A 22,983-nucleotide genomic window follows, 5' to 3' on the forward strand; every position below is an offset into this window, starting at 1 on the left:
GCGGGCGGCTTTCGAGCTGCCGCCGCCCGCCCCGCCGCGCGCGGAGCGGAAGATCTACCTGGTGGACCGTCCGGGCTCGGTGCAAACGACTCTGATGGCGGGGAACATCGCCGTCGATCGACGCAGCGATGATTACATTCCGCTGCTGGTGATGAATCAGATCATCGGCGGCGGACCGGCGGGACGATTGTTTCTCAACCTGCGCGAGGAAAAAGGCTACACCTACGGCGCCTACAGCAGCCTGGCGGCGCTGGAATATCCGGGCCCGTGGAGCGTGGCCGCGGACGTCAGGACCGAGGTCACCGGCGGCGCGCTTGGAGAGATCCTGAAGGAGATCGAGCGGATGCGGGAAGCCCGCGTGAGCGAAGCGGAGCTGGCCGCCGCCAAGCGAACGCTGACCGCAGGTTTCGCGCTGGCGCTGGAGCAGCCGGCCCGAGTCCTCGGTTTTGCGGTGGCCCGCCATCTGTACGGCCTTCCCGAGGACTACTGGGAGCGCTATCCCGAGCTGATCGCGGCTGTGACCGCGGACGATGTCCAGCGGGTGGCGCGCCGGTACCTGGACCCGAACGCGCTCCAGGTCGTGGCCGTCGGCGACGGGGAAAAGATCAAGGAAGTGCTGGAGAAGTTCGGGCCGGTGGAGGTTTACGACAGCAACGGCTCGCGGACACGCTGAGCTCGAGACTCCGCGAGCCGGCGGAGGCGAGCGCAAGCGGAGGGAGCGCCGCCGGTTCCATTGGCCCGGGGAAATTGCGCTCCCCCGACCCTTTGGGCCCTCGGCGTGGTACCGCGACAGCGGTCCTTTACGCAGCGACGTTTTTCTAGTAACAGCTACAGAGCCGCGTAAAACAGAGCCCGACGGACTGTCCGGCGCGCGGCCATCACGAACAGCGAGGTTAAAGCCATGCGCGGCACGTTGCGATTCTGGTTCCTGATCACGTACCTGGCGGCGCTGGGGAGCGCCGCCTCCTCGCCGGCTCAGCCTTCCAGGCTGTCGCGTCTCCGTCTGGCGGTTTCCACGGCAACGCCGCACAACACGCCGCTTTGGGTGGCGAAGGACAGGAGAATCTTTGAAAAATACGGCGTGGACGTCCAGATGATTTTCGTCATGGGAGGCACCCTGGTGAGCCAGATGCTCGCCTCCGGCGAGATCCAGGTCGCGGCGAACGCCCCCGCGGCGTTGCTCGGCCTCGTTGCCGGCGGCGAGAAGATCTCGATGTTCCTCGGGATCAGCAACACCTCCCCCTTCACGCTCGTGAGCCAGCCGCACATCAAGACGGCCGCCGCTCTCAAGGGAAAGCGCATCGGCACGGCTCGGTTCGGCGGCTCGTCGCATATCTCGGCGTTGATCGCTCTGGACCATCTGGGCCTCGATCTCAAACGCGACAAGATCGTCTTGCTCCAGACCGGGCTCGATCCCGAGCGCGTGGCCGCGCTGGAGCAAAAGGGTCTCGACGCGGCGATGCTGCAGCGGCTGGCGACGAAGACGATGCTCGCCAAGGGCTATACGCAGCTGCTCAACCTGACGCAGGCGAAAATTCCGTACCAGAACACCGTGCTCGCCGCCCGGCGCGACTACATGGCGAGCCACGCGCAGGTTTTCGACGGCTTTCTGCGGGCGCTGGTCGAGGGTTACGCGTACGTCTTCAACAAGGAAAACAAGCAGGCGGTCAAAGAGGTGCTGGCCAAAAATCTCAGGCTGCCGAACGCGGACGCCGCGGAGGATTTCTACCTCGAGGCCCTCGACGAGATGGACCGCAAGCCGTACCCGACGCTCGAAGGTACCCGCACGGTGATCAAGTACGTCGCCGAGCAGAACCCGAAGGTCGCCTCCGTGAAGCCGGAGCAGATCGTCGATCCGAGCTGGCTCAAGAAGCTCGAGGCGGAAGGATTTTTCGACAAGGTCTATCGGGGCAATTGACCGAAGCTCACCGGCTTTTTTACGCAATTCAGGACTTGCCGGTCTGGCCCGGCGTTCAGGGTTGCCAGGCCTCGCCATCTCCGGCCGGCCGCCCCGCGGCGGCATTCGTTGCACCCCGCGCTTGCGCGGACGGTTGCGCGGCGGACGATATTTTGGGAAAAGAGCGCCATGACGGATTTCCGGGTAGTCGGATCGCCCGTTCATCGTGCCGACGGAGCGGACAAGGTGTCGGGACGGGCTGTGTACGCGGCGGACGTAAGCTTGCCGGGAATGCTGTGGGCCAAAATTCTGCGTTCCCCCCATGCGCACGCGCGGATCGCGCGGATCGACGTGAGCAAGGCGGCGCGCGCGCGGGGCGTGCGTGCCGTCGTGACCGGAGCCGACGTCAAGGGTTCTTACGTCGGCAAGCAGATCCGCGACATGCCTGTCCTCTGCTGGGATGTCGTTCGCTTCGTCGGCGACCGGGTGGCCGCCGTCGCGGCGGAAAGCGCGGATGCGGCGGAAGAAGCGTTGCGTCTTATCGAGGTCGATTACGAAGAGCTGCCCGCGGTGTTCGATCCCCTGGAGGCGATGAAGGACGGTGCGCCGCGGATTCACGAGAGCGCGGGGAGGTACGAGGGTGTGCCGCGGGACAAGCTGGCGGACGACGTTCGCAACGGGCTCACCCGGCTCGCGTGGCGCAAGGGTGACGTCGAGGAAGGATTCCGCCGCGCCGATCTCGTCCTGGAGCACTCCTTTTCTATCCCGGCGCGCCACCAGGGCTACATCGAGCCGCACGCCTGCCTGGTGGCGGCGGGAGGGAAACGGATCCAGGTGTGGACGTCGGCGAAAAATCCTTTCGGCGTCCGCTCGCAGCTCGCGAAGGCGGTGAGCGTTCCCGAAGAGCGGATCGTCGTCCATCCGGTGGCGGTCGGCGGAGATTTCGGAGGAAAGGGCGACGCGGTCGACCTGCCGATCGCCTACCATCTTTCGCTGCGTGCGGGCCGCCCGGTCAAGATCGTGGTGAGCTACGCCGAGGAGCTCGCCGCAGGCAATCCGGCGCATCCTACGTTCGTCACCGTGCGGAGCGGGGTGACCCGGGACGGCCGCATCCTGGCGCGGTCGTTGCGCGCGGTGCACGCGAGCGGCGCCTACGGTGCGCTGAAGGCGAACGCGTCGCTCGCTACGTGGCACTACGTCGGCGTGCCGTATCGTGTGGAGCACTCCTCGTTCGAGTTTCTCCAGGTCTACACCAACACGGTGCCCGGAGGCTATTACCGGAGCCCGGGAGCCGTGGCGACCGTATTTGCGATCGAAAGCCACACGGACTTGATCGCTCGCGAACTGGGAATCGACCCGGCGGAATTTCGTCTTCGAAATCTGCTCGGCGAGGGTGAGGAAGACGCCGTCGGCCACCGGCTGTGCAACGTGCGCTTCCGCGAAGTTCTCCGGGCCGCCCTGGATGCGGCCGGGTGGAGTGCGCCGAAACCGGGTCCCCATTGGGGACGAGGCATCGCGATCTCCGGCCGTCACATCGGCGGCGGCGACACCGGCGTGGTCCTTACCGCGGAGAGCGACGGGACGCTGACGGTCGTGAGCCCGACCATCGATCAGGGCGCGGGGACGCACACCGTTCTGCGCCAGCTGGTTGCGGAAGCGATGCATGTGGCCGTCGATCGCGTCCGGGTGGTCGTCGAGGATACCGACGCAAGTCCGCGGGACAGCGGGGTCAGGGCGAGCCGGGTGACTTACGTGGCCGGACAGGCGGTGCTGGAAGCGTGCGCTCGCCTTCGCGAAGAGCTCCTCCGCCGGGCGGCCGATACGCTCGAGTGCGCCGTCGGCGATCTCGAGATGGTGGACGGGGAGTTCCGGCTGCGCCAGGATCCCGGACAGCGAGTCACGTTGCGCCGCCTCGTCGCGCGCAGCGGGGGGCCTCTCAGCGCGTCGGCTCACCGGGACTACCCTTATCCGGACGACGTAAGCTACGTCTGCGCGCAGGTGGCCGAGGTCGAAGTCGATGGGGAAACCGGCGCCGTGCGCGCCGCGCGGATCGTGAGCGCCCACGATGTCGGGACCGTGATCAATCCGGTGACGCACCAGGGTCAGATCGACGGGGCCGCAGTCATGGGCCTGGGGCAGGGCCTGATGGAGGAGCTGAAGATCTCCGACGGAAGGGTCGCCAACGCCAATCTCGGCGACTACAAGCTGCCGACGATCGCGGATATCCCCGTGCTGAAGACCGTTCTGGTCGAATCACCGGGGGGCGTGGGACCCTTCGAGGCGAAACCGATCGGCGAGTTTGCCAACAACGGCCCTCCCGCGGCGCTGGCCAACGCGGTCGCCGATGCGGTCGGCGTGCGTCTTTTCGAGCTGCCGCTCGCCGCGGAGAAAATCTACCGGGCGCTGCGAAAAGGGCTCTGAAAAGCCCGTCGCGCAGGCCGGGGGCGGGGAGGCGAAATGCGCTACGAGCTCTACTACTGGCCGGAGATCCAGGGACGGGGCGAGTTCGTCAGGCTGGCGCTCGAGGACGCGGGTGCGGACTACGTCGATGTCGCCCGTCTTTCGGGGCGCGGCCGTGGGGTTGCGGCGTTGATGCGCTTTCTCGAGGGTCGCTCCGTAAAGCATCCGCCGTTCGCGCCGCCGTTTCTCAGGGCGGGCCGGTTGTTGATCGCCCAGACCGCGAATATTTTGTTCTATCTCGGGCCGAGGCTCGGCCTTGCGCCAACGAGCGAAGCCGGCCGGCTGTGGGCGCACCAGCTGCAGCTCACGATCGCCGACTGGATCGAGGAGATCCACAGCACGCACCATCCGGTTTCCGGCGGGCTTTACTACGAGGATCAGAAACGCGAGGCGAAACGCCGAGCGGAGTATTTCAGGGCGGAACGACTGCCCAAATTTCTTCGCTATTTCGATGAGATCCTGCGGCGAGGCCCGAAGGGAAGCGCTTATCTTTTCGGGCGGCCGGCCTCGTACGTCGATCTTTCGCTGTTCCAGATGATCGCGGGACTGCGCTATGCGTTTCCGCGCGCAATGAAACGACTCGAAGGTACCCACCCGAGGCTTGTGGCGCTTCACGACCGGGTGGCGGGGCGCCCGCGACTTTCGGCCTACCTTTTCTCGCCGCGGCGCCTGCCTTTCAATCAGGAAGACATCTTCCGGTACTACCCCGAACTCGATGGTTGAAGCCCGCGAAGCAGTTCAAAGTCCCGGGCCAGTTTCGACGAACCACCTCCACCCGCCGATGAGCCCTTCGCAAGACGGCAAGGCCTTTCCGCGAGCGCCGCACTGTGCGCGCGGGTATCAAATTTCGTCATGTTCCGTGCACGATTCGTCCCGCAATCGCCCCCGGGCGGAGAGAAGCACGCGAAGGCGGCAAAATTTGTGCTTTACCTACGCCGGGTTTTTCGGACGCGAGCGCAGAAAGCCACATGGCACGGGTGTTGCGTCTCCAACGGGTAGATTCGGGCCGCTGCGAGATCACTGGAGAGGCAGGGCGACCGCCATGAACGAGTTCCTACTGCTTGCGTTTGTAATGATCTATTTCGCGATTTCCTATCGCCCGGCTTCGAGAGAAACCGGAAGCCCGCGGGCGCGCGGGCAAAGATGGTTTCGCCGCGCAGTCAGGCGAGGCTGAAAGGCCGAGCGTTCGATCCTGCTAGGACTTCAGGAGGGGCATCACGCGTGTTGCGAATAGCTCGAGCGAGCGGATCACCTGCGCGTGGCCGAGCCCGCCGAAACTGAAAATTCCCACCAGGCTGTCCGGCCGCGCGGTCTCGATCATCGCGCGCGCCTTTTCCGCCACCGTTTTCGGGCTGCCGATCAGGGACACACCCCATTCGTCGAGTCTCGCCGCGGTAAGACCGCCGGGATAATAGGGAAAACGCTCCGTAAAGCGAGGCAGGTCGGCGGCCTCCACCGGGTCGCGGCTCCAGAGGTTGTCCGTGGCCAGCTGCCAGAACCGAACGATTTCGGGAAGAGCCTCGGCCCAGGCCTGCTCGTCGGTTTCGGCGACGTAGATGTCGCGGACGAGAACGGCGTCGCCGCCCCCGGGAGGATTGCCGAGCGCCGCGCGCTCGGCCCGGTAAGCTGCGATGGCGCGCGCACAGTTGGCGAGCGGCTGGCGCGAGAGCGCGAGGTTCCAGCCGCGGCGCGCGACCATGGCCGGGCTGTCCGGAGAGGTGGCGCCGTAATAGACGGGCGGATGCGGCCGCTGGATCGGGCGGGGGCGGCAGGAGGCGTCGATGTATCTCCAGGCCGAGCCTTCGTGCGTGAACGATTCTTCCCTCCAGGCCCGCAACAGGATCTCGACGCCTTCCTCGAAACGCGCCTGCGCGGTTTCGCGGTCGAGCCCGTGCTTTAGATCGTCGCGGGGGACGCCGCGGCCGACGCCGACATTCAATCTCCCCCCGGTCAGGATATCCAGAATCGCGCACTCTTCCGCGAGGCGCATCGGATCGCAGAGCGGAAGCACATTGACCAGCGCGCCCATTCGGAGTCGACGCGTGCGGTGGGCCAGGGCCGCGATGATGAGATTGGGGGACGCAATCTGTCCGTAGTCCGAATGGTGATGCTCGGCAAACCAGGCTTCGTCGAAGCCCAACCGTTCGCTCAGCTCGATTTGCTCGAGCAGCTCTTCGAAGCTGCGGGCCTCGGGCACCCACGGCCGCGCCTGATTATAGCTGAACGTGCCGAATCTCATCGTTCGTCCGCCAAATCGCACATCACGAGCCGAGCGAGCTTAGCACAAACGCTCGCCGGAGCGCCAGCCGGACGCTGTCGGCTTGACATCTCCCGGGCCGTTGTTAAATTTTTTTTCGCTGCACGTTCCGCTCCGCCGGGTCGGTGCGCCGACGCGATTGTTTGAAAATCGGGAAGAGGTTGGAGGACGGTATGCGGATCGGAATCATCGCGCCTCTCGAAATGCGAGTGCCGCCGGTGGGGTACGGCGGAACCGAGCTGGTGGTCAGCCTGCTCACCGAAGAGCTGGTGAAGAACGGTCATCAGGTCACCCTGTTCGCAAGCGGTGACTCCGTTACCCGGGCGAAGCTCGAATCGGTCTGTCCGGCCTTCCTGCGCGGCTCCGGCAGGGACAAAGCGATCCTGAACCTGCTCAACGTCGCGTCCTGCCTGGAGCGGGCGCGGGAATTCGACATCATTCACAATCACACGTTCGTCGAAGGCATGGCGACGGCCGGGCTGGTGAAGACGCCGGTGCTGACGACGCTGCACGGCAATCTCAACGGCGACGGCCTGCTGCTGTTCGAGCGCTACGCGGGCTGGTACAACACGATCAGCCATGCCTGCAAGGCCCGGCTGCCGCACAAGGAAAGGTTCGCGGGGGTGATCTACAACGCGATCGACGTTCCGTCGTACCCCTTCAACGGGGCGCGGCGGGCCGATCATCTGCTTTTCCTCAGCCGGATGAGCGTCGAAAAAGGACCGCACCTCGCGATCGAGATCGCCCGGCGCACCGGTCGCAGGCTCGTTCTCGCGGGCAACGTCGACACCGTCGACGAGGAGTTCTTCAAGCGCGAGGTGATGCCTCGGGTCGACGGCGACCAGATCCGCTACGTCGGCGAGGCCGACTACGCGCGCAAGCGCGAGCTAATGGCGGAGGCGTGCTGTCTGCTCGCTCCGATCACGTGGCCCGAGCCGTTCGGCTTGTTCATGATCGAAGCGATGGCGTGCGGAACACCGGTGATCGCCTTTCGCCGCGGCGCGGCTCCCGAGGTGGTGCGGGACGGGGAAACCGGGTTCATCGTGGACGATCTCGACGCGATGGCGCGTGCGATCGATCGGGTCCCGGAGATCGCTCCGGAAAGGTGCCGCGCCCACGTACAAGCACACTTCGACGCGCCGCAGATGGCCGCCGCATACGCGGCAGCCTACGAGCGCATCCTGTCACTACAGCCGCGACCCTCGATACGGCCGGCGGGAATCTCGAGCGGCGAGCGTAAGAGCCCGGGAACGGCATCCCCCCAGCTGGCGGCGTGAAAATTTTACGTGCCGCAGGCGCAAGGGCGAAGCCAGCGGGCAGGTTTCGTTGCTGTCCGGCGCCGGGTTTGCCGAGAATTCCCTTTTTTTCCTCGACTTCCGCGGCCTTCCCGTTGGCACGATCGTTGCGTTCCGCATCCGGTGATGCGCGGGACGCAGCCCCGCGTCCAAATCACCGGCGACCGACCCGAGAAGGCGGCCGCAAAGGAGAGAAGGAGAAAGACGATGAGGCGTGTCGTACGGTTTGCGAGCCTGGCGGCGGTACTGCTCGGGGGTTCGCTCAGCGTGTTCGCGGATGACTATCGCCCGTACTGGCGGCTGGAGCGCCGGGATGCGTGGCGCGAGGAGTGGCGGGAGTGGCACGAGGAAAGGCGCCGCCTTGTGGGACGATGGTACCTGGAAGGACGGCGCGACAAGCCGTGCGTGATTTTCATGACGCGGGACGGGCTGCAGGCGCGCAACGAGCGCGGTGACGTGAGCCTGCTGGCCATGAACGGGCCGAACCTCGTCCACGCGGTCGATTGGGAAGGGGGATTGCGCGGCAGGGTTCGAGGCAACCGTATCGTGTGGGCGAACGGCACCACGTGGAGGCGATATCCCGGCCGCTGACCCGCCGGGAGCCGGCCCGGAAATCCGCAGTCAGAAGGAACCCGCAGGCGGAGCGACGGCCTCGAGCAAGAGGTGCGTCGGGAGGTAGACGAGCAGCGGAACGCCGATCAGCAGGAAGACCAAGTACAAGGGCGCAGGCATGAGTTTCCTCGGAGGATTTCCCGGCCCGAAGGCCCAGTTGATGTTCTTCGACGGGCTCGTGAAGAAGTAACAGACGATCATTACCAGCCAGAAGAGCAGGGTCTGCGCGATCAAGGCGCGGGCGTCATATCCCCAACGATAAACCGCCCCCAGAAGCACGAAGGGGAGCGGGACGTGAAACAACGACAGGCCGCGGAAGAAACGCGGTTCGGCCGGATCGAACATGTACGCGGCAATACCGATCGGGCTCTTGCCGCTGACGGCCCGGACGAGGAAATCCGCGATCCAGATCAGCTCGAACACGACAACCGACAACGCCTGGGTGCTCGCCAGCAGCGGGCTCTCCAGCCACAACGCCGCGAGGCCGAGCAACAGCGCAAGGTCGGAAAACCAGAGGAAATTCGACGGACCGTAGCGCGTCCAATAGGCGGGCACCAGGACGCACACGAACAGCGAATAGAAAATCTTCAACAGAAGAAAAGCCATCGACGACGTCCAGCCCGCACTCTTGCCATCGAAGATCGACTTAGGCTATGACGGTTTTCGAACGGAATGCAATCGCCACAGGGAGAAGGGGGCGGCATGGAATATTTCGAGCCCAGAACGATCGGTGACGCGCTGGCGGTGCTCGCACGTTACGGCGAGCGGGCCCGGGTGATCGCGGGCGGGACCGACGTCATGGTCGATATGAAGTACAAGGAAGAGCCCGAATGCCTGGTGAACATCAAGCGGATCTCGGGACTCCGTGAGATTCGGGAAAACGGAGGCAGCGTGAGCGTGGGGCCGCTGGCGACGATCCGGCAGCTGGAGGCCAACCCGTCGGTGCGAGCTCGGCTGCCGGTGCTGTGGGACGCGTGCCGGCAGTTCGCCTCGCTGCAGATTCGCAACACCGCCACGATCGGGGGCAATGTCTGTAGAGCGTCGCCTTCGGGCGAGACGCTGGCGCCCCTGCTGGTCCTCGAGGCGCTGGGCACGCTCGCGTTTCCCGAGGGGGAGAGGAGAGAGCCATTGAGAGGATTCTTTCACGGGCCGGGGCGGACGAGCCTCGGCGGCAGCGGCTTGCTCACTAAAATCGAGATTCCGTATCCGAAAGACGGCAGCGCGGGCGTTTACCTGAAGCACGCGGTGCGCGGCCCGATGGACATCGCCGTCGTCGGGGTCGCGGTGCTGCTGGTTCCGGACGAGGCCGGGGACACGGTGGCGGAAGCGCGGATCGGGTTGGGAGCGGTGGCACCGACCCCGATTCGCGCGAGTGGGGCGGAAGAGGCGCTGCGCGGCAGGCCGCTGACCGCTGCGCTCGCCGCGGAGGCGGCGGGCATGGCCGCCGCCGAGGCGAGCCCGATCAGCGATCAGCGTGCCAGCGCGGAGTATCGCCGTTGGATCGTGGAGACACTGGTGCGCCGGGGCCTGGAGCAGGCCTGGCGGAAAGCGACGGGCAAGGAGGTGGCGCGATGAAGCTCACGGTCGGCTTGACGGTGAACGGCAAGAGCGAAACCGCGGAGATCGAGCCGGCGGCGTCCCTGCTCGAGCTGCTGCGCGACGGGCTCGGACTCAAGGGAACGAAGCTCTGCTGCAACACCGGAGAATGCGGCGCGTGCACGGTGCTCCTCGACGGGAAGCCCGTGAATTCGTGCGTCACCCTGGCGGCCGACGCGGCCGGCGCGGAGGTCACCACGATCGAGGGGCTGGCGGACGGCGACCGGCTCCACCCGATCCAGCAGGCCTTCATCGATACCGCCGCCGTGCAATGCGGCTACTGCACGCCCGGCTTCATCCTGTCGGTCAAAGCGCTGCTCGACCGCACCAGAAAACCGACGATGGAAGAGATCGAGGAAGCGGTTTCCGGCAACATTTGCCGCTGCACCGGCTACGCGAAGATCGTGGACGCGATTGTTCTCGCGGCCCGGCGGATGGAAGAAAGGGGCTGACCATGGCGAAGGCGGAATACAGCGTGCTGGGAAGAAACATCCCGCGCTTCGGGGGCGTCGAGCGGGTCACCGGCGCGGGAATCTACGGCATCGATCTGGAGCTCAGGAATGCGCTTCACGGCGGCATCCTGCGCAGCCGTTACGCCCACGCGAAGATCCTCTCCATTGACACCCGGGCGGCCAAAGCGGTTCCGGGAGTGCATGCCGTGGTCACGGGCGCGGATGCGCCGGACGTGCGCTACGGGCGCACGTACATCGATCGCTACATGCTTGCCAGGCACAAGGTCCGTTACATGGGAGACCCGGTGGCCGCCGTCGCCGCCGAGAGCCCGGCGGCCGTCAGGGAAGCGCTCAAGAAGATCGAGGTCGTTTACGAGCCGCTTCCCGTGGTGCTCGATCCGGAGGAAGCAATGCGGCCGGAAGCGCCCACGCTGCACGAGGACATGCCGCTGCCCAAGAATCTCCCGCCGGACGCCGGAGTGAAGAACGTGTGCAGTTTTTCCAGGGTGCTCGTGGGCGACCCGGATAAGGCGATGGCGGAAGCGGACGTGGTGGTCGAAGAAGCCTACGAGACGCAGATGATCCACCCGCAGTACCTCGAGCCGCGGATCGCGGCGGCGCAGGTGGAGCCCGACGGGAGAATCACGGTTTGGGCGAACGCTCAGGCGCCGTTCAGCGTGCGCAGCGACGTCGCCCGGCTGCTGGCAGTCCCGCTCAACCGGGTGCGGATTCTCTCGACCGAGCTCGGCGGCGGCTTCGGCGGCAAGGCGAGCGGGATCACTTCGGGGGCGGCGATCGAGCCGATCTGCGCGCTGCTCGCGGTCAAGTCGAAGCGTCCAGTGATGATCGTCCTCGACAAAGCGGAGGAAACGGTCTCCACGACGATCCGTTCGGCGGCGCGGATGTATCTCAAGACCGGCGTGAAGAAAGACGGGACGATCGTGGCGCGCATCGGGAAGGTGATTTTCGACGCGGGCGCGTATTCAGGGTTCGGAGCCATGGCGGGGGCGCGTTGCACGAGCATGCTCGGCGGGTGGTACCTCATGCCGAACTGCCGCATCGACGGCTACGTCGTGTACACGAACAAACAGGTCTGCGGTCCGGTCCGCGGGCCCGGAGGCCCGCAGGCTGCATTCGCCGTCGAATCGCACATGGACTCGATCGCCGCGCGGCTCGGAATGGATCCGGTCGAGTTCCGCCTGAAAAACTGCCCCGAGCCGGGCGACGGGATCGTGGGAGTGCCGAAGCTGCGCGACGTCTCTCTGGGCGAAACGATCCGCCTGGCGGCGGAACGAATCGGATGGGGCAAGGTCAAGCTCGAGAAGAACCAGGGCATCGGGATCGCCACGGGCTCCTGGATCGAGAGCGCGGGGCCCGGTGGGGGCGCCGTGGTCAAGGTGAACGAGGATGGATCGGTCACCGTTCACATCGGCAAGATCGACATGGGAACCGCGCCGCGATTCGGCATCCCGCTGATCGTGGCCGAAGAGCTGGGGGTGCCGGTCGAGGACGTCACGGTAGTCAACGTCGATACGGACGCGAGCCCGTGGGACGCCGGCACCGTGGGAAGCCGGGCCATCCTGGTTTCGGGAACAGCGGCGCGGCTTGCCGCCATCGACGCCCGCAACCAGCTCCTGAGACTGGCCGCGACTCAGCTCGAAGCGAATCCGGAAGATCTGGAAATCAAGGACAAGCAGATCCGCGTCAAGGGAACCCCGACCAAGTCCGTTTCGCTCGCGGCGGTGGTCACCGCCGCGCACAACGTCATCGGGGAGGTGATCGGGCGGGGCTATTTCGACAACAAGGCGATGGAGGCGGCGGAAAAGGAGCGGGGCAGCTCGCAGCCGTTTACCACGCATGCCTGTATCGTCGAGGTCGACCCGGAGACGGGGAAGGTGAAGATCCTGAGATACGTGGCCGTGCACGATATCGGTTTTCCCATCCACCCGGCTGCGGTCGAAGGGCAAATCGAGGGCGCGGCGGCGATGGGGATCGGACAGGCGCTTTGCGAGCAGGTGGTGTTCGACGAAAACGGCAGGACTCTCAACCCCTCGTTCGTCGATTATCTCATGCCGACCATCAACATGATGCCGCGCATCGAGACGGTGCTCGTGCCCGGCTATCCCGGGGCCGGGCCATACGGGGCCAAGGGGGCCGGGGAAATCGGTTGCGTTCCGCCGATGGCCGCCATAGCCAACGCCATCTACAACGCCACCGGCGTGCGCATCCGGAAGGTTCCCTTGAGTCCGGAAAACGTGCTGCGGGCGCTGCGGCAGGCCCGGCCCTGACGCGGGGCGGAGGTTCAGAGGGGCGGCGCCTTCACGACCACCCGCGAGTCGATGGCGGCGATGCTGGGGCAGCCGCATTTCGCCATCGTAATCTCGATTTCCTCGCGCAGGATTTCCAGAACCCGGCGAACGCCGTGCTCGCCGCCGGCCGCCAGGCCCCAGAAGAGCGGTCGGCCGATCAGAACCGCCTTTGCCCCGAGCGCCAGCGCCTTGACGACGTCGCCGCCGCGGCGGATTCCGCCGTCGAGGAGGATTTCGGTCCGCCCGGCCGACGCGGCAACGGCCTCCGAAAGCACCTCGATCGTCGCCAGCGTGTTGTCGAGGTGACGGCCGCCGTGGTTGGAGACGATCACGGCGTCGGCGCCGGCCTCGGCGCAAAGCGCCGCGTCCTCTGCCGTCATGATCCCCTTGGCCACCACCGGCAGCCTGGCGATCGACTTGATCCATTCCAGGTCTTTCCAGGTGGCCGCCGGGTCGGCTCCTTCTCCCGAGCCCCGGCGGCCTGCGTGCGAGGCCTGTGACGGATCGACTTTCGGGTAGTTGACGCCGCGCGTTCTGCGGTAGCCGTTGCGGAGGTCGCGCTCGCGTTTTGGCGGCCACTGTGAATCAAGGGTGACGACGATGGCCTCGTAGCCGGCCCGGCTTGCCCGCTCGATCCATTCCTCGGTCAGCCTTCGGTCTCGAAACGGGTAAAGCTGCATCCAGAGGTGGCCGGAGGCGGCGCGGGCGACCTCTTCGAAGCTGATGCTGGCGTTGGCGCTCATTACGAAGATGGTTCCGGCCGCGGCGGCCGCACGGTAGGTGGCGATCTCCCCCTCGGGGTGGGCTCTCCTGTGCGCTCCGCAGGGAGCGATCAACACGGGGATCTCGACGCGGGTTCCGAGAACGGTGGTGGAGAGATCGAGGGCGCTCACGTCGCGAAGGACGCGCGGCCGCAACGCCCAGGATTGATAGGCCCGGCGGTTGCGCTCGACGCTGAGCTCGTCGGTTGCGCCGCCGGCGATGTAGTCGAACTCCTCGCGGGGCAGCCGCTCCTTGGCGAGCGCTTCGAATTCGAAGAGATTGACCGGTCCGCCGCCGTTCGTCATTTGCCCCTCCCCCCGCGACGCCTGCAAGGGCGGTGCTCCCGGAACTCTAGTCCTTCAGGATGATCCCGACCTTGCGCAGCCGCCGCTTCCACTGGGCGCGTCTTTCGATACCCTGCCAGACCGTGATCTCGTGCCTGGCGAGCTCCGTCCGCTTCTGTTTGAGCTCGGCTTCGAGCCGCTCGATCTTGCCGTCCCGGGTTTTGAGCTGCTCTTCCATCTTCCGCAGCGCGTTCTCCAGACCCCGGATCTTGGCCAGACTCTCCTCCAGCTCTTGGGCCATCTCGCCGTGCTGCTCCGGCAGATCGGCCCGACCGACACCGTCCGTCGGCGCAGGAGTGCGATCCATCCGGGCCAGCTCGGCTCGAAGCGAGTCGACCTCGGAGCGCAACCGCTCGACCTCGTTGTCGCGGTCCCGGAGCAGGCTTTGCTGCTCGCCCGACCGCTGCTCGAGAGCCTCGACGGTCCGGTTGAGGCTGGCTTGCAGCTCACGGATGGTCGAATCCTTGGCCTGGAGAAGCTGCTTGGTCTTGGCAAGCTCTTCGCCGAGCCAGGTCTCGATCTCCTCCTTTGCCGATCCCATCTTGCTCAACTGCGATTTGAGCGCCTCCAGCTCCGCGTCGCGGTCGCGCAGATGCGCGTCTTTTTCGTCGAGCCGGTGCTCGAGCTCACGGAGCCTGGACGTGAGGCTTTCCTGCAGCTCCTTGAGCGCAGTCTCGCGGGCCTGAAGCGCCGTGCTTTTCTTCTGCAGCTCCTGCCTCAGCACGGTTTCAGCCTGCTCGCTCCCCGAGGAGATTTCCGAAAGCCGGCGGGTCAGGTGGTCGACCTCGGAACGGAGCGCCTCGAGCTCGGCGCTGCGGGCTTGCAAAAGTTCCTGTTTCTCGGCCAGCTGGCTTTCCAGGGCGCTCAGCCTCGCGGTGTAATCCGCCTCCAGCTCCCTGACGGCGTGTCCCTTGGCTGCCAGCGCTTCCCGTTCCTTGCGCAGGGCCTCGGCCATGGTTTGCTCGGCCCGCTCCCGCGCCGCCTGCGCCTCCGCCAGGCTGCTCACCTTGGCCTGCAGCGCTTCGACCTCGGCGTCGCGCAGCCGGAGCAGCTCCTGCTTGTCGCCGAGCTGGCGTTCGAGCGCCTGCAGGCGGTGGCCGAGCTGCTTCAGCTCGCTGTCGCGCGCCTGAAGCGCCTCGGTCCGGCTCCGCAGCTCCTCGCGCAGCTGAATCTCGCTCTGCTGCCGCGCCGATCCAGTCTCGTTGAGCTGCTCGGTCAGGTTCCGCACCTGGGACCGAAGCGATTGCAGCTCCGCGGTCCGCCGCTCCAGCGCATCGTCTTTTTCGCTCAGGCGTTGCTCGAAATCGCGCGTCGCCAGATCAAGCTGCTTCTCCAGCTCCTTGATCGCCGTGTCCCTCGCCCTGAGCAGGCTGGCGTTCTTGCTCCGCTCCTCGTGAAGCGCGGTTTCCACGCTTGCCTTCGCGATCTCGATCTCGTCGAGGCGGCGGCGCAACGATTCCGTTTCCGCCGTCCGGGTATGGAGCAGCTTGTCCTTGTCGGATAACTGGCTTTCGAGAGCACGGACCGTTCCGGCGAGGCTCTTCTCCAGCTCCCTGATCGTCGAATCCTTCGCGTGGAGGAGCTCGGCCTGGGTTCTGAGCTGCTCCTCGAGCGAGCGCTCGGCGCGCTCTCTGGCCCGGTCGGTTTCGTCGAGGCGCCGCTTGAGCGAGTTCATTTCAGCGCTCAGCGCCTCGAGCTCCCCGCCGCGCGCGGCCAGGAGATCGTCCTTTTCCCTGGCCTCGGTTCGGAGGCTTTCGATCTCCGCGGTGAGCCGCTGCTCGAGCTCTCTCAACGCGGCGTCCTTGGCAAGCGAGGCTTCCCTCTCCCGGCGCAGCTCTTCGGCCAGCGAGCTTTCCGCCTGGGTTCTCGCAGCGTCGAGATTGGCGAGCCGCGCTTTCACCGTCTCGAGTTCGCGATCGCGCTCGAGCAGGAGTTTGTCCTTGACGCCGAGCTGCGCCTCCAGGGCGCGAATCCTGCCGCTGAGGTTGCGCTCGATCTGGGCGATGGCGGAATCCTTGCTCTGGAGCAGCTCGGTCTTCTTGCGGATCTCTTCGCGGAGGGCCGCTGTCTCCTGAGCGGTGGCGCCAGACACCTGTCCCGGCGCCGCCGGCACGCCCGGGGACTGGGCGCGTAGGCTCTTCAGCTCGCGTTCCCGCGCCTTGAGGAGCTTGTCGCTTTCGGCCAGCTGACGTTCGAGGATCAACAGGCGGCTCAGGCCGGCTTCGAGATCCTTCACTGCGGCTTCCTTGGCCTGGCGGGCGTGTTTTTCCTTCCAGAGCGCGTCCTGAAGCGAAGATTCCAGCTCGGCACGCGCAACCTCCATCTGGACCAGGCGCTCTCGAAACGCCCTCAGCTCCGCGTTGGTGAGCGACCTGAAAACGACTCCCATCATGATGATGGCGAGGATCGAGATCGCGCCGTACCACAGGCTGTTCGCGTCGGCGAAGGTCTCGGTGCTCTCGGCGAAGATTTGCGTGGGCTTCTTGGAGAGCAGGATCTGAAAGCGCCGCAGGGATTCGTCGTCGCGCCCGTAGATGAAAATCACGGCGCCCAGACCGAGCGTCGCGACGAGCATGAGGATCAGGAATTTGTGTCTCGCCGGCATAGCAAATCTCAGGGAAATCGCATTATTCTACGACAAAATCGAGAATTTGCCAAAAAGAGTTGTCGGCCGACGGTTCAAGAAACTGTTCTTCCCGCCCGAATCGCAGGAAAATCGGCTGCCGTCGCAGCCCGCAAACGGCGCTCAAGGGCCCGGCGCCGAGGCGTCGCCGGGTTTCCCGCGATTTCGTAGCCGTTCTCTCTCGGGCCCGCACGATCCCTCTTTTCCATCCCGCTTCCCGCTCCGCGCGGTACTTTTCCGACCCTCTGCGGCGGCATCGCCGGCGCCTTCACGCGCCGCAGGGTTGTCCCGGATGCCCGGCGAAGAAATCAAAGGTTCTGGCCTGCGGCGCGGCCGCGTCCTGCGGGCGATACTCGGGCGAGCGGGTCCCGCAAACGGGCGCGGTGAGTCGGCCCGTCGTCGGTGCATCCAGGGGGTCGGGATGAAAGAGGTCAGGGGCGGCGGCGTAACCCTCGGGGGAGATCATCCGAGCGATCTGCAGGAACTCGTCCGCTGCGCTCTGGCCCTGAGCCACGATCACGGCCGGGGCCGGAGGGAGACGGCCGGGCAGGCCTGTGTCGACCCGCATCGTCGAGCCGCCGACTGTGCCGCGCTCCCGGGACTCGCTCATCTGGTTTCTCCGTCCGCTCTCTTGCCGCGGACGGCTTGCCCGCCGCGAGCATAAACAGAATCGGCCGGGCGGGTCAAACGCGCGGGCGGCTTGACGGGAAGCCGCTGCCGTTGATATGGCAGCGGCTATGTTGATACTGAGCAACGAGGAGATCGATTCTTTTCTCTCCATTCACGCTTGCATCGAGGCGCTGGAGAAGGCCTACCGGAGCTGGGATCAGGGCAAAGCCGCCAACCGGCCCCGGACAGACCTCGTCCTGCCGGCCGCGACGGAGTCCGGGGTCTACGCTTTCAAGTCGATGGAGGCCGGGCTGGACGACCCGCCGATCGTCGCGCTGCGTGTCAACTCCGACATCATCCGCTGGCGGAAGCAGGGAGACCGGGTGGTAAAAACCAAGATTCCCGCGGCCCCGGGCGATCGTTACGTGGGCCTGGTGATCCTCTTCTCGACGGTAACCGGGGAACCGCTGGCGATGTTCCCCGACGGCGTGGTGCAGAGGATGCGGGTGGCGGCGAGCAGCGCGCTCGCCGCGCGCTATCTCGCCCCCGCCGACGCCCGGACGCTCGCGCTCTTCGGCTCGGGGTGGCAGGCGGGAAGCCATCTTCCCGCCCTGTGCGCCGTCCGGCCGCTCTCGACGGTTCGCGTCTACAGCCCCACGAAAAGCCACCGCGAAGCGTTCGTAGCGGAGATGGCGGCCAAGGTCTCCGCCGAGGTGCGGCCAGCGGAGAGCCCCCAGGAGGCGGTCCGCGATGCGGACATCATCGCGTGCACCACCAATTCCTTGACACGAGTCGCCAGCCCGGACTGGGTTCGCCCGGGAATTCATCTCACCTGCGTGCGCGTGCCCGAGCTGGGGGACGAAGTCATCCGAAGGGTGGACCGGCTGGTGATCCACTCGCGCAGATACGCTCCGACCAACTATGTCGCCGGTTTCGGCGACGAAGGAATCGAAGCCCACGACGCGATCGACATAATCGAGAAAGGGCCGGCCGCCGCCACGGCGGCCGCAGAGCGGCCGTTCTGGCTGTCGGCGCCCGAGCTCAAGGATCTCGTGGCCGGGCGGGTGGCCGGGCGGGAGCGCGCCAGCGAATCGACCTGTTTCTTGAACAACATCGGCATGGGCCTGCAATTCGCGGCCGTGGGCGCAGCGGTCCTGGCCGAGGCGAAGGCGAGAGGCATCGGACACGAGATACCGACCGACTGGTTCCTCGAAAGCGTTCACCCTTGACGCGAGCCCACCGGAACTTTCAATCCGCCGCTTCGCGGGTCAAACCGAAAGCTATTCCTGGCGGGGCTTGCCGCGGTAGAGCTTGCGGGCGCTGCGAAGGTGGGCGATGGCGTCGGCTTTTTTCCCGAGCGACTCGAGCAGGAGGCCGAGGTTGTAGTGCGCGTCGGCGAAACGCGGGTCGAGACGGATCGCCTCACGGTAGGCCGCGGCCGCGTCGTTCGGTCGGCGCATGTCCTCGAAGAGCACGCCGAGATTGAACCGCGGGACCGGATCGTCCGGCGCGCACCGGGCCGCCGCGCCGTAGTGCGTCTCTGCCTTCCGCCACTCTCCGGAGTCGTGATACAGCTTGCCGAGATTCAGGTGGGCCTCGGCCATCTCGGGATCGATATCCAGGGCCCGCCGGTAGGCCCGGCGCGCCTCCGCAGCCGAGGTCGCCTCCAGCTCGACGCCGAGACGGAACCAATCGTCGGCATCGAGCGTCCTTCGGACGCCCCCCGGGCCCGGGCGGGCCAGGCTGAGCTTTTTCGCCACGCTCTGGACGTCGAAGTTCAACAGCAGCTGGCCGGAATCCGGCTGCCAGCGGGAGCCGCCGTCGGAAACCACGATCCGGCGCCCGTCGGCGACGATCTTCAGCCGGGAGAGGTGACGAGCTTCAGGAAGCTGGCGCTTGAGCGAGGCGAGCATCCGAACGAGTGTCCGCGCGGGCACCTGCGACTGAAGCTCCTTGGTGGTCTTCAGGAGAAGCAGGTCTTGGAACGTGAAGCGGAACCGCCTTCCGGGCCCGCGCCCGGGAGAGAGAAAACCGCGGTGGACCCAGGACCGGATGCGGCTGCCCGGGAGGTTGAGAATCCGAGCCGCGTCCCCGGTGCTGAAGAGCTTCATTTCTTGCCGGCCTGAGCCCGCTTCTTCCGGCCTTTTCCGGCCTCGGCCGGCTCGGCGCGCACGGCTTTTTTCGGCCCGGCCGGCGTTCTTGCCAGGCTTTCCTTCAGGGCCGCCATGAGGTCGATGACCTGCGCGCGCTGCGGCCGGGGAGCGGCGAGCGTTATCTCCCGCCCTTCGGCTTTCTTGGTCACGAGGTCGAGCACCCGCTTGCGGTATTCGTCCTCGTATCTCTCCGGGGTGAAGTCGTCGCTGGAGAGCTCGTGGATCAGACGCAACGCGAGCTCGACTTCCGCTTCCTTGATCTTGACCGAATCGCCCTTCTCGACCTCGCCGAAATCGCGCACCTCGTCGGCGAAGTACATGGTGTGCAGCATGAGCCCGTTCCGGGCAGGGCGGAGCAACACGATGTTTTCCTTGCCGTGCAGGATGAACTTGGCCACCGCCACCTTCCCGGCTCGCGCCATCGCCTCGGTGAGCAGGCGGTAGGCCTTCTCGCCGCCCTTGTCGGGGCCCAGATAGTAGCTTTTCTCGAAGTAAACGGGATCGACCCTGGAAAGGGGCACGAACTCGGCGATCTCGATCGTTTGCGATGCCTCGCCCTCCAGCGATTTCAGCTCCTCCTCCGTGACGCGGACGTACTGGTCCCTGGCGAATTCATAGCCGCGCACCAGCTCCTCGCGCTCGACCACCTGCTCGCAGACCGGGCAATAGCGCTGCTGTCGGATCCGGCTGCCGCATTTCGCGTGCAGCATGTGGAAGCTCACGGCCTGAGACGAGGTCGCGGGGTAAAGCCTTACGGGAATGGAGACCAGACCGAAGGAAATGGTTCCCGAGCCGATGGGCCGTGCCGCCATGAGGCCTCCTCTCGAGTCTTCGCGCCCGAAGTCACCATATCAGATGGGCTCTCCGGGCTTCAACGCCGGAGACCAGGCGCGCTCGCCGGAATTGTTGAAGAAATCCGGCCAGCACCGCGGAATCCTTCAACTTTGGAGGAAGCTTCCCGGTTTGACATGCCGGGAGGCTGCGGGCATAGTGGTAGCATGTGACCGGGAGGGCAAGATGCAGGTTTACTACGACAGAGACGCAGATCTGAAATATCTCGCCGGGAAAAAGGTGGCGGTGCTGGGGTACGGCAGCCAGGGGCACGCTCACGCCAACAACCTCCGCGATTCCGGGGTCGACGTGGTCGTCGGCCTGAGAAGGTCCAGCCGGTCCTGGGAGAAGGCGGAGCATGCCGGATTGAAGGTGGCGGAGACGGCGGAAGCGGCGGCGCGCGCGGATATCGTGATGGTGCTTCTCCCCGACGAGCTGCAGGCCGAGGCGTTCGAAAAGGAAATCAGACCCGGTCTGAAATCCGGTAACTACCTGGCGTTCGGACACGGTTTCAACATCCATTTCAAGCGGATCGTTCCCCCACCGGGAGTCAACGTCTTCATGGTGGCACCGAAAGGGCCCGGTCATCTCGTTCGCAGCGAGTACGAGAAGGGCCGCGGCGTCCCGTGCCTGCTTGCGGTTCACCAGGACCCGTCCGGGGACACCCGGCAGGTCGGGCTGGCTTACGCGAGCGCCATCGGCGGAGCGCGGGCGGCGGTGATCGAGACGACCTTCAAAGACGAAACCGAGACCGATCTGTTCGGCGAACAGGCGGTGTTGTGCGGCGGGCTCACCGCGTTGATTCAGGCGGGGTTCGAGACCCTCGTCGAGGCGGGGTATCCGCCCGAGATGGCCTACTTCGAGTGCGTCCACGAGGTGAAGCTGATCGTCGACCTGATCTACGAGGGCGGCCTGACGAACATGCGGTACTCGATCAGCAATACGGCCGAATACGGGGATCTTACCCGGGGCAAGCGCGTGATCGGACCCGAGGTGCGAAAGGCCATGAAGGAGCTGCTGGCCGACATCCAGTCGGGCAGGTTCGCCGAGGAGTGGATCAACGAATACAAGGCGGGCATGCCGCATTTTTCCGAGCTGAGAAAGGAAGCAGCCAACCACCCGCTCGAAAAGGTGGGCGAGAAGCTGCGCGCCATGATGCCCTGGCTCGCGCAGAATCGGCTGGTTGACAAGAGCAGGAACTGATCGCTCCGGCCTCGGAGACGGCAGGCTCTCCGAGGGGCGGACTGTGAAGATCGTCAGGGAAGGTTACCGTTTCGTCGTGGCGGCCGCCGCGGCGGCGCTGGTTGCGGCCTGGGCCGGCTGGCCGTTCGCCGCCGGAACCGCGGCCGTCGCAGCGCTGTTCTTTGCCTGGTTTTTTCGTGATCCGGAACGGGTGACGCCGCCGGGCGATGACCTGATCGTGGCGCCGGCGGACGGCCGGGTGGTGAGCGTGGTCGAGGTGCGTGAGATGCCGTTTCTGGAGGAGGCCGGGCGGCGGGTGAGCATTTTTATGTCGCCTCTGGACGTGCACGTGAACCGGATGCCGGTAGCCGGGACGGTTGAAGAGGTGCGCTACAGGCCCGGGAAATTTCTCGCCGCCTACCGGGACAGCGCGGTGGAGGAGAACGAGCAGAACGCGATGACGGTCGTCAGCCGCTCGGGACGGAAGGTCGGGGTGGTGCAGGTCGCCGGGCTGGTGGCCCGGCGGATCGTGTGCCGGGTGCGGCCGGGCGACACGCTCGAGCGCGGTGAACGGTTCGGCCTGATCATGTTCGGCTCGCGCACCGATCTCTATCTGCCCCGCGGCTCCGCGGTCGAGGTCGCTGAGGGCGCGCGGGTAAAAGGCGGAGAAACAATCATCGGGAGGTTCGTATGAACACGCCCGGCGGCGAGCCGATTCCGACGGGCAAGGTACGGCTGCTGCAGCGCCGGCCCCGGCCGCGGGTTCCTCTCAAGCAGAGGATGCCGGCCGAGAAGCTCAAGCGCGGTGTTTATCTGATCCCGAACCTGTTCACCGCGGGCAACCTGATCTGCGGCTTTTTCTCGATTCTCGCCACGTTCAAGGGCGAGTATCTGCAGGCAACGCTGTACATGATCGCGGCGCACCTGCTCGACGGGGTGGACGGGCTGGCGGCCCGCATGACGAAGACTTCCAGCCAGTTCGGCATCGAGTTCGACTCGCTCGCCGACCTGGTTTCTTTCGGGGTCGCCCCGGCGGTGCTTTTTTATTTCTGGGCTCTGGTGCCGTGGGGCGCGCTGGGCTGGTTCGGGGCCTGCCTTTACGTGGTCTGCGGGGCGCTTCGCCTGTCGCGCTTCAATGTCCAGGCCCGCGGGGTGGAAAAGAGCCATTTCGTCGGCTTGCCGATCCCTGCGGCGGCCGAGATGGTGGGCGCGACCGTGGTGATGTACTACTTTCTCGGCGGGGAGGGGGCGCCGGGCAAGGCGCCGATCCTCCTGGTCACGATCTACGTTCTGGCGGCGCTGATGGTGAGCAACCTCCATTTCTTCAGCCTGAAGCAGGCGCATCTTCAGAAGCGGTTTCCCATCTGGATGTTGGTTTCCGGGGTTTTCTTGATTATACTGTTCTTCGAGTTGCCCCAGGTCATGTATTTCACGACCTTCTTGTTATATATGTTATCCGGTCCTCTCTTATGGTGTTGGACGGCCTTCAGGCGTCGACGGGAAAAGAGAGGGGAAACGGCAGGTGCGATGCCTTAACTCCCCGTCTCGCGAATCATGCAAAGACTCCCGTTGGCCCGGCCGCGGGAGTTTTTATTTTTGAG

General features: G+C 65.8%; 20 protein-coding genes. 13 read left to right on the top strand and 7 right to left on the bottom strand.

From position 1 onward, the window contains the following. The 4 genes from VNN77_09860 to VNN77_09875 all read left to right on the top strand — a co-directional run. Window positions 1-673: insulinase family protein (locus VNN77_09860; GenBank protein HXG51696.1), on the top strand; the 673-nt coding region annotated here is incomplete at its 5' end. 228 nt (window positions 674-901) lie between these two features. Continuing rightward, window positions 902-1,918 carry an ABC transporter substrate-binding protein gene (locus VNN77_09865; protein HXG51697.1) on the top strand — a complete coding sequence of 339 codons (1,017 nt, stop codon included), beginning with the start codon at window positions 902-904 and terminating at the stop codon, window positions 1,916-1,918. A 225-nt stretch (window positions 1,919-2,143) separates the two neighbouring features. Then, on the top strand, window positions 2,144-4,318 hold the full coding sequence (locus VNN77_09870; GenBank protein HXG51698.1) for a xanthine dehydrogenase family protein molybdopterin-binding subunit: 2,175 nt from the start codon (window positions 2,144-2,146) through the stop codon (window positions 4,316-4,318). A gap of 36 nt (window positions 4,319-4,354) precedes the next feature. Then, window positions 4,355-5,080 (top strand): glutathione S-transferase family protein, encoded by a 726-nt coding sequence (locus VNN77_09875; protein HXG51699.1) that lies wholly within the window; start codon window positions 4,355-4,357, stop codon window positions 5,078-5,080. 472 nt (window positions 5,081-5,552) lie between these two features. Here VNN77_09875 and VNN77_09880 read toward each other — a convergent pair whose 3' ends face one another. Further along, a complete protein-coding gene (locus tag VNN77_09880) occupies window positions 5,553-6,596 on the bottom strand; it encodes an LLM class flavin-dependent oxidoreductase (GenBank protein HXG51700.1) in 1,044 nt (347 codons plus the stop codon). Window positions 6,597-6,787: 191 nt separating this feature from the next. Between VNN77_09880 and VNN77_09885 the strand changes: the two genes are divergently transcribed. Continuing rightward, entirely contained in the window at window positions 6,788-7,891 is a 1,104-nt protein-coding gene (locus tag VNN77_09885; protein HXG51701.1) for a glycosyltransferase family 4 protein, read from the top strand. A gap of 225 nt (window positions 7,892-8,116) precedes the next feature. Further along, complete coding sequence (locus tag VNN77_09890; protein HXG51702.1) at window positions 8,117-8,500, top strand: hypothetical protein; 384 nt, start codon at window positions 8,117-8,119, stop codon at window positions 8,498-8,500. 30 nt (window positions 8,501-8,530) lie between these two features. On the opposite strand, the gene VNN77_09895 is transcribed toward VNN77_09890, so the two are convergent. Next, the gene (locus tag VNN77_09895; GenBank protein HXG51703.1) at window positions 8,531-9,127 is read right to left on the bottom strand and encodes a membrane-associated protein; all 597 of its coding nucleotides are present in this window, start codon (window positions 9,125-9,127) and stop codon (window positions 8,531-8,533) included. A gap of 96 nt (window positions 9,128-9,223) precedes the next feature. Here VNN77_09895 and VNN77_09900 point away from each other — a divergent pair, with 96 nt between their 5' ends. The 3 genes from VNN77_09900 to VNN77_09910 are packed head-to-tail and all read left to right on the top strand — an operon-like array spanning window position 9,224 to window position 12,857. Then, complete coding sequence (locus tag VNN77_09900) at window positions 9,224-10,096, top strand: xanthine dehydrogenase family protein subunit M (GenBank protein HXG51704.1); 873 nt, start codon at window positions 9,224-9,226, stop codon at window positions 10,094-10,096. Then, window positions 10,093-10,569 carry a (2Fe-2S)-binding protein gene (locus VNN77_09905; protein HXG51705.1) on the top strand — a complete coding sequence of 159 codons (477 nt, stop codon included), beginning with the start codon at window positions 10,093-10,095 and terminating at the stop codon, window positions 10,567-10,569. Before VNN77_09900 ends, VNN77_09905 begins: the two co-directional genes overlap by 4 nt. A gap of 2 nt (window positions 10,570-10,571) precedes the next feature. Beyond that, complete coding sequence (locus tag VNN77_09910; GenBank protein ID HXG51706.1) at window positions 10,572-12,857, top strand: xanthine dehydrogenase family protein molybdopterin-binding subunit; 2,286 nt, start codon at window positions 10,572-10,574, stop codon at window positions 12,855-12,857. Between the two features lie 14 nt (window positions 12,858-12,871). On the opposite strand, the gene VNN77_09915 is transcribed toward VNN77_09910, so the two are convergent. The 3 genes from VNN77_09915 to VNN77_09925 all read right to left on the bottom strand — a co-directional run bounded on the left by VNN77_09915 (window position 12,872) and on the right by VNN77_09925 (window position 17,217). Further along, window positions 12,872-13,945, bottom strand: a complete 1,074-nt coding sequence (locus VNN77_09915; GenBank protein HXG51707.1) for an alpha-hydroxy acid oxidase — start codon at window positions 13,943-13,945, stop codon at window positions 12,872-12,874. Between the two features lie 46 nt (window positions 13,946-13,991). Beyond that, complete coding sequence (locus VNN77_09920) at window positions 13,992-16,589, bottom strand: hypothetical protein (protein HXG51708.1); 2,598 nt, start codon at window positions 16,587-16,589, stop codon at window positions 13,992-13,994. 286 nt (window positions 16,590-16,875) lie between these two features. Next, complete coding sequence (locus tag VNN77_09925; GenBank protein ID HXG51709.1) at window positions 16,876-17,217, bottom strand: hypothetical protein; 342 nt, start codon at window positions 17,215-17,217, stop codon at window positions 16,876-16,878. 127 nt (window positions 17,218-17,344) lie between these two features. Between VNN77_09925 and VNN77_09930 the strand changes: the two genes are divergently transcribed. Then, window positions 17,345-18,445 carry an ornithine cyclodeaminase family protein gene (locus VNN77_09930; GenBank protein ID HXG51710.1) on the top strand — a complete coding sequence of 367 codons (1,101 nt, stop codon included), beginning with the start codon at window positions 17,345-17,347 and terminating at the stop codon, window positions 18,443-18,445. A 51-nt stretch (window positions 18,446-18,496) separates the two neighbouring features. Here the strand turns inward: VNN77_09930 and VNN77_09935 are convergent, their stop codons facing one another. Continuing rightward, window positions 18,497-19,327, bottom strand: coding sequence for a tetratricopeptide repeat protein (locus VNN77_09935; protein ID HXG51711.1), 831 nt, complete (start codon window positions 19,325-19,327; stop codon window positions 18,497-18,499). Continuing rightward, window positions 19,324-20,181, bottom strand: a complete 858-nt coding sequence (locus VNN77_09940; GenBank protein ID HXG51712.1) for a Ku protein — start codon at window positions 20,179-20,181, stop codon at window positions 19,324-19,326. Before VNN77_09940 ends, VNN77_09935 begins: the two co-directional genes overlap by 4 nt. A 205-nt stretch (window positions 20,182-20,386) precedes the next feature. Between VNN77_09940 and ilvC the strand changes: the two genes are divergently transcribed. The 3 genes from ilvC to pssA are packed head-to-tail and all read left to right on the top strand — an operon-like array spanning window position 20,387 to window position 22,918. Continuing rightward, on the top strand, window positions 20,387-21,403 hold the full coding sequence (ilvC, locus tag VNN77_09945) for a ketol-acid reductoisomerase (protein HXG51713.1): 1,017 nt from the start codon (window positions 20,387-20,389) through the stop codon (window positions 21,401-21,403). Window positions 21,404-21,446: 43 nt separating this feature from the next. Then, complete coding sequence (locus VNN77_09950) at window positions 21,447-22,076, top strand: phosphatidylserine decarboxylase family protein (GenBank protein ID HXG51714.1); 630 nt, start codon at window positions 21,447-21,449, stop codon at window positions 22,074-22,076. Continuing rightward, window positions 22,073-22,918, top strand: a complete 846-nt coding sequence (gene pssA, locus VNN77_09955; protein ID HXG51715.1) for a CDP-diacylglycerol--serine O-phosphatidyltransferase — start codon at window positions 22,073-22,075, stop codon at window positions 22,916-22,918. The genes VNN77_09950 and pssA overlap by 4 nt, the downstream gene beginning before the upstream one ends. Window positions 22,919-22,983 lie beyond the last annotated feature (65 nt).

The sequence above is a fragment of the Candidatus Zixiibacteriota bacterium genome (genome assembly GCA_035574315.1).
Classification (GTDB): domain Bacteria; phylum Desulfobacterota; class Binatia; order UBA9968; family UBA9968; genus DATLYW01.

Excerpts from the sequence above, each read along its gene's own strand:
- VNN77_09865 (HXG51697.1), top strand. The coding sequence starts at position 902 with ATGCGCGGCACGTTGCGATTCTGGTTCCTGATCACGTACCTGGCGGCG.
- VNN77_09875 (HXG51699.1), top strand. The coding sequence starts at position 4,355 with ATGCGCTACGAGCTCTACTACTGGCCGGAGATCCAGGGACGGGGCGAG.
- VNN77_09880 (HXG51700.1), bottom strand. The coding sequence starts at position 6,596 with ATGAGATTCGGCACGTTCAGCTATAATCAGGCGCGGCCGTGGGTGCCC.
- VNN77_09885 (HXG51701.1), top strand. The coding sequence starts at position 6,788 with ATGCGGATCGGAATCATCGCGCCTCTCGAAATGCGAGTGCCGCCGGTG.
- VNN77_09890 (HXG51702.1), top strand. The coding sequence starts at position 8,117 with ATGAGGCGTGTCGTACGGTTTGCGAGCCTGGCGGCGGTACTGCTCGGG.
- VNN77_09895 (HXG51703.1), bottom strand. The coding sequence starts at position 9,127 with ATGGCTTTTCTTCTGTTGAAGATTTTCTATTCGCTGTTCGTGTGCGTC.
- VNN77_09900 (HXG51704.1), top strand. The coding sequence starts at position 9,224 with ATGGAATATTTCGAGCCCAGAACGATCGGTGACGCGCTGGCGGTGCTC.
- VNN77_09905 (HXG51705.1), top strand. The coding sequence starts at position 10,093 with ATGAAGCTCACGGTCGGCTTGACGGTGAACGGCAAGAGCGAAACCGCG.
- VNN77_09910 (HXG51706.1), top strand. The coding sequence starts at position 10,572 with ATGGCGAAGGCGGAATACAGCGTGCTGGGAAGAAACATCCCGCGCTTC.
- VNN77_09915 (HXG51707.1), bottom strand. The coding sequence starts at position 13,945 with ATGACGAACGGCGGCGGACCGGTCAATCTCTTCGAATTCGAAGCGCTC.
- VNN77_09920 (HXG51708.1), bottom strand. The coding sequence starts at position 16,589 with ATGCCGGCGAGACACAAATTCCTGATCCTCATGCTCGTCGCGACGCTC.
- VNN77_09925 (HXG51709.1), bottom strand. The coding sequence starts at position 17,217 with ATGAGCGAGTCCCGGGAGCGCGGCACAGTCGGCGGCTCGACGATGCGG.
- VNN77_09930 (HXG51710.1), top strand. The coding sequence starts at position 17,345 with ATGTTGATACTGAGCAACGAGGAGATCGATTCTTTTCTCTCCATTCAC.
- VNN77_09935 (HXG51711.1), bottom strand. The coding sequence starts at position 19,327 with ATGAAGCTCTTCAGCACCGGGGACGCGGCTCGGATTCTCAACCTCCCG.
- VNN77_09940 (HXG51712.1), bottom strand. The coding sequence starts at position 20,181 with ATGGCGGCACGGCCCATCGGCTCGGGAACCATTTCCTTCGGTCTGGTC.
- ilvC (HXG51713.1), top strand. The coding sequence starts at position 20,387 with ATGCAGGTTTACTACGACAGAGACGCAGATCTGAAATATCTCGCCGGG.
- pssA (HXG51715.1), top strand. The coding sequence starts at position 22,073 with ATGAACACGCCCGGCGGCGAGCCGATTCCGACGGGCAAGGTACGGCTG.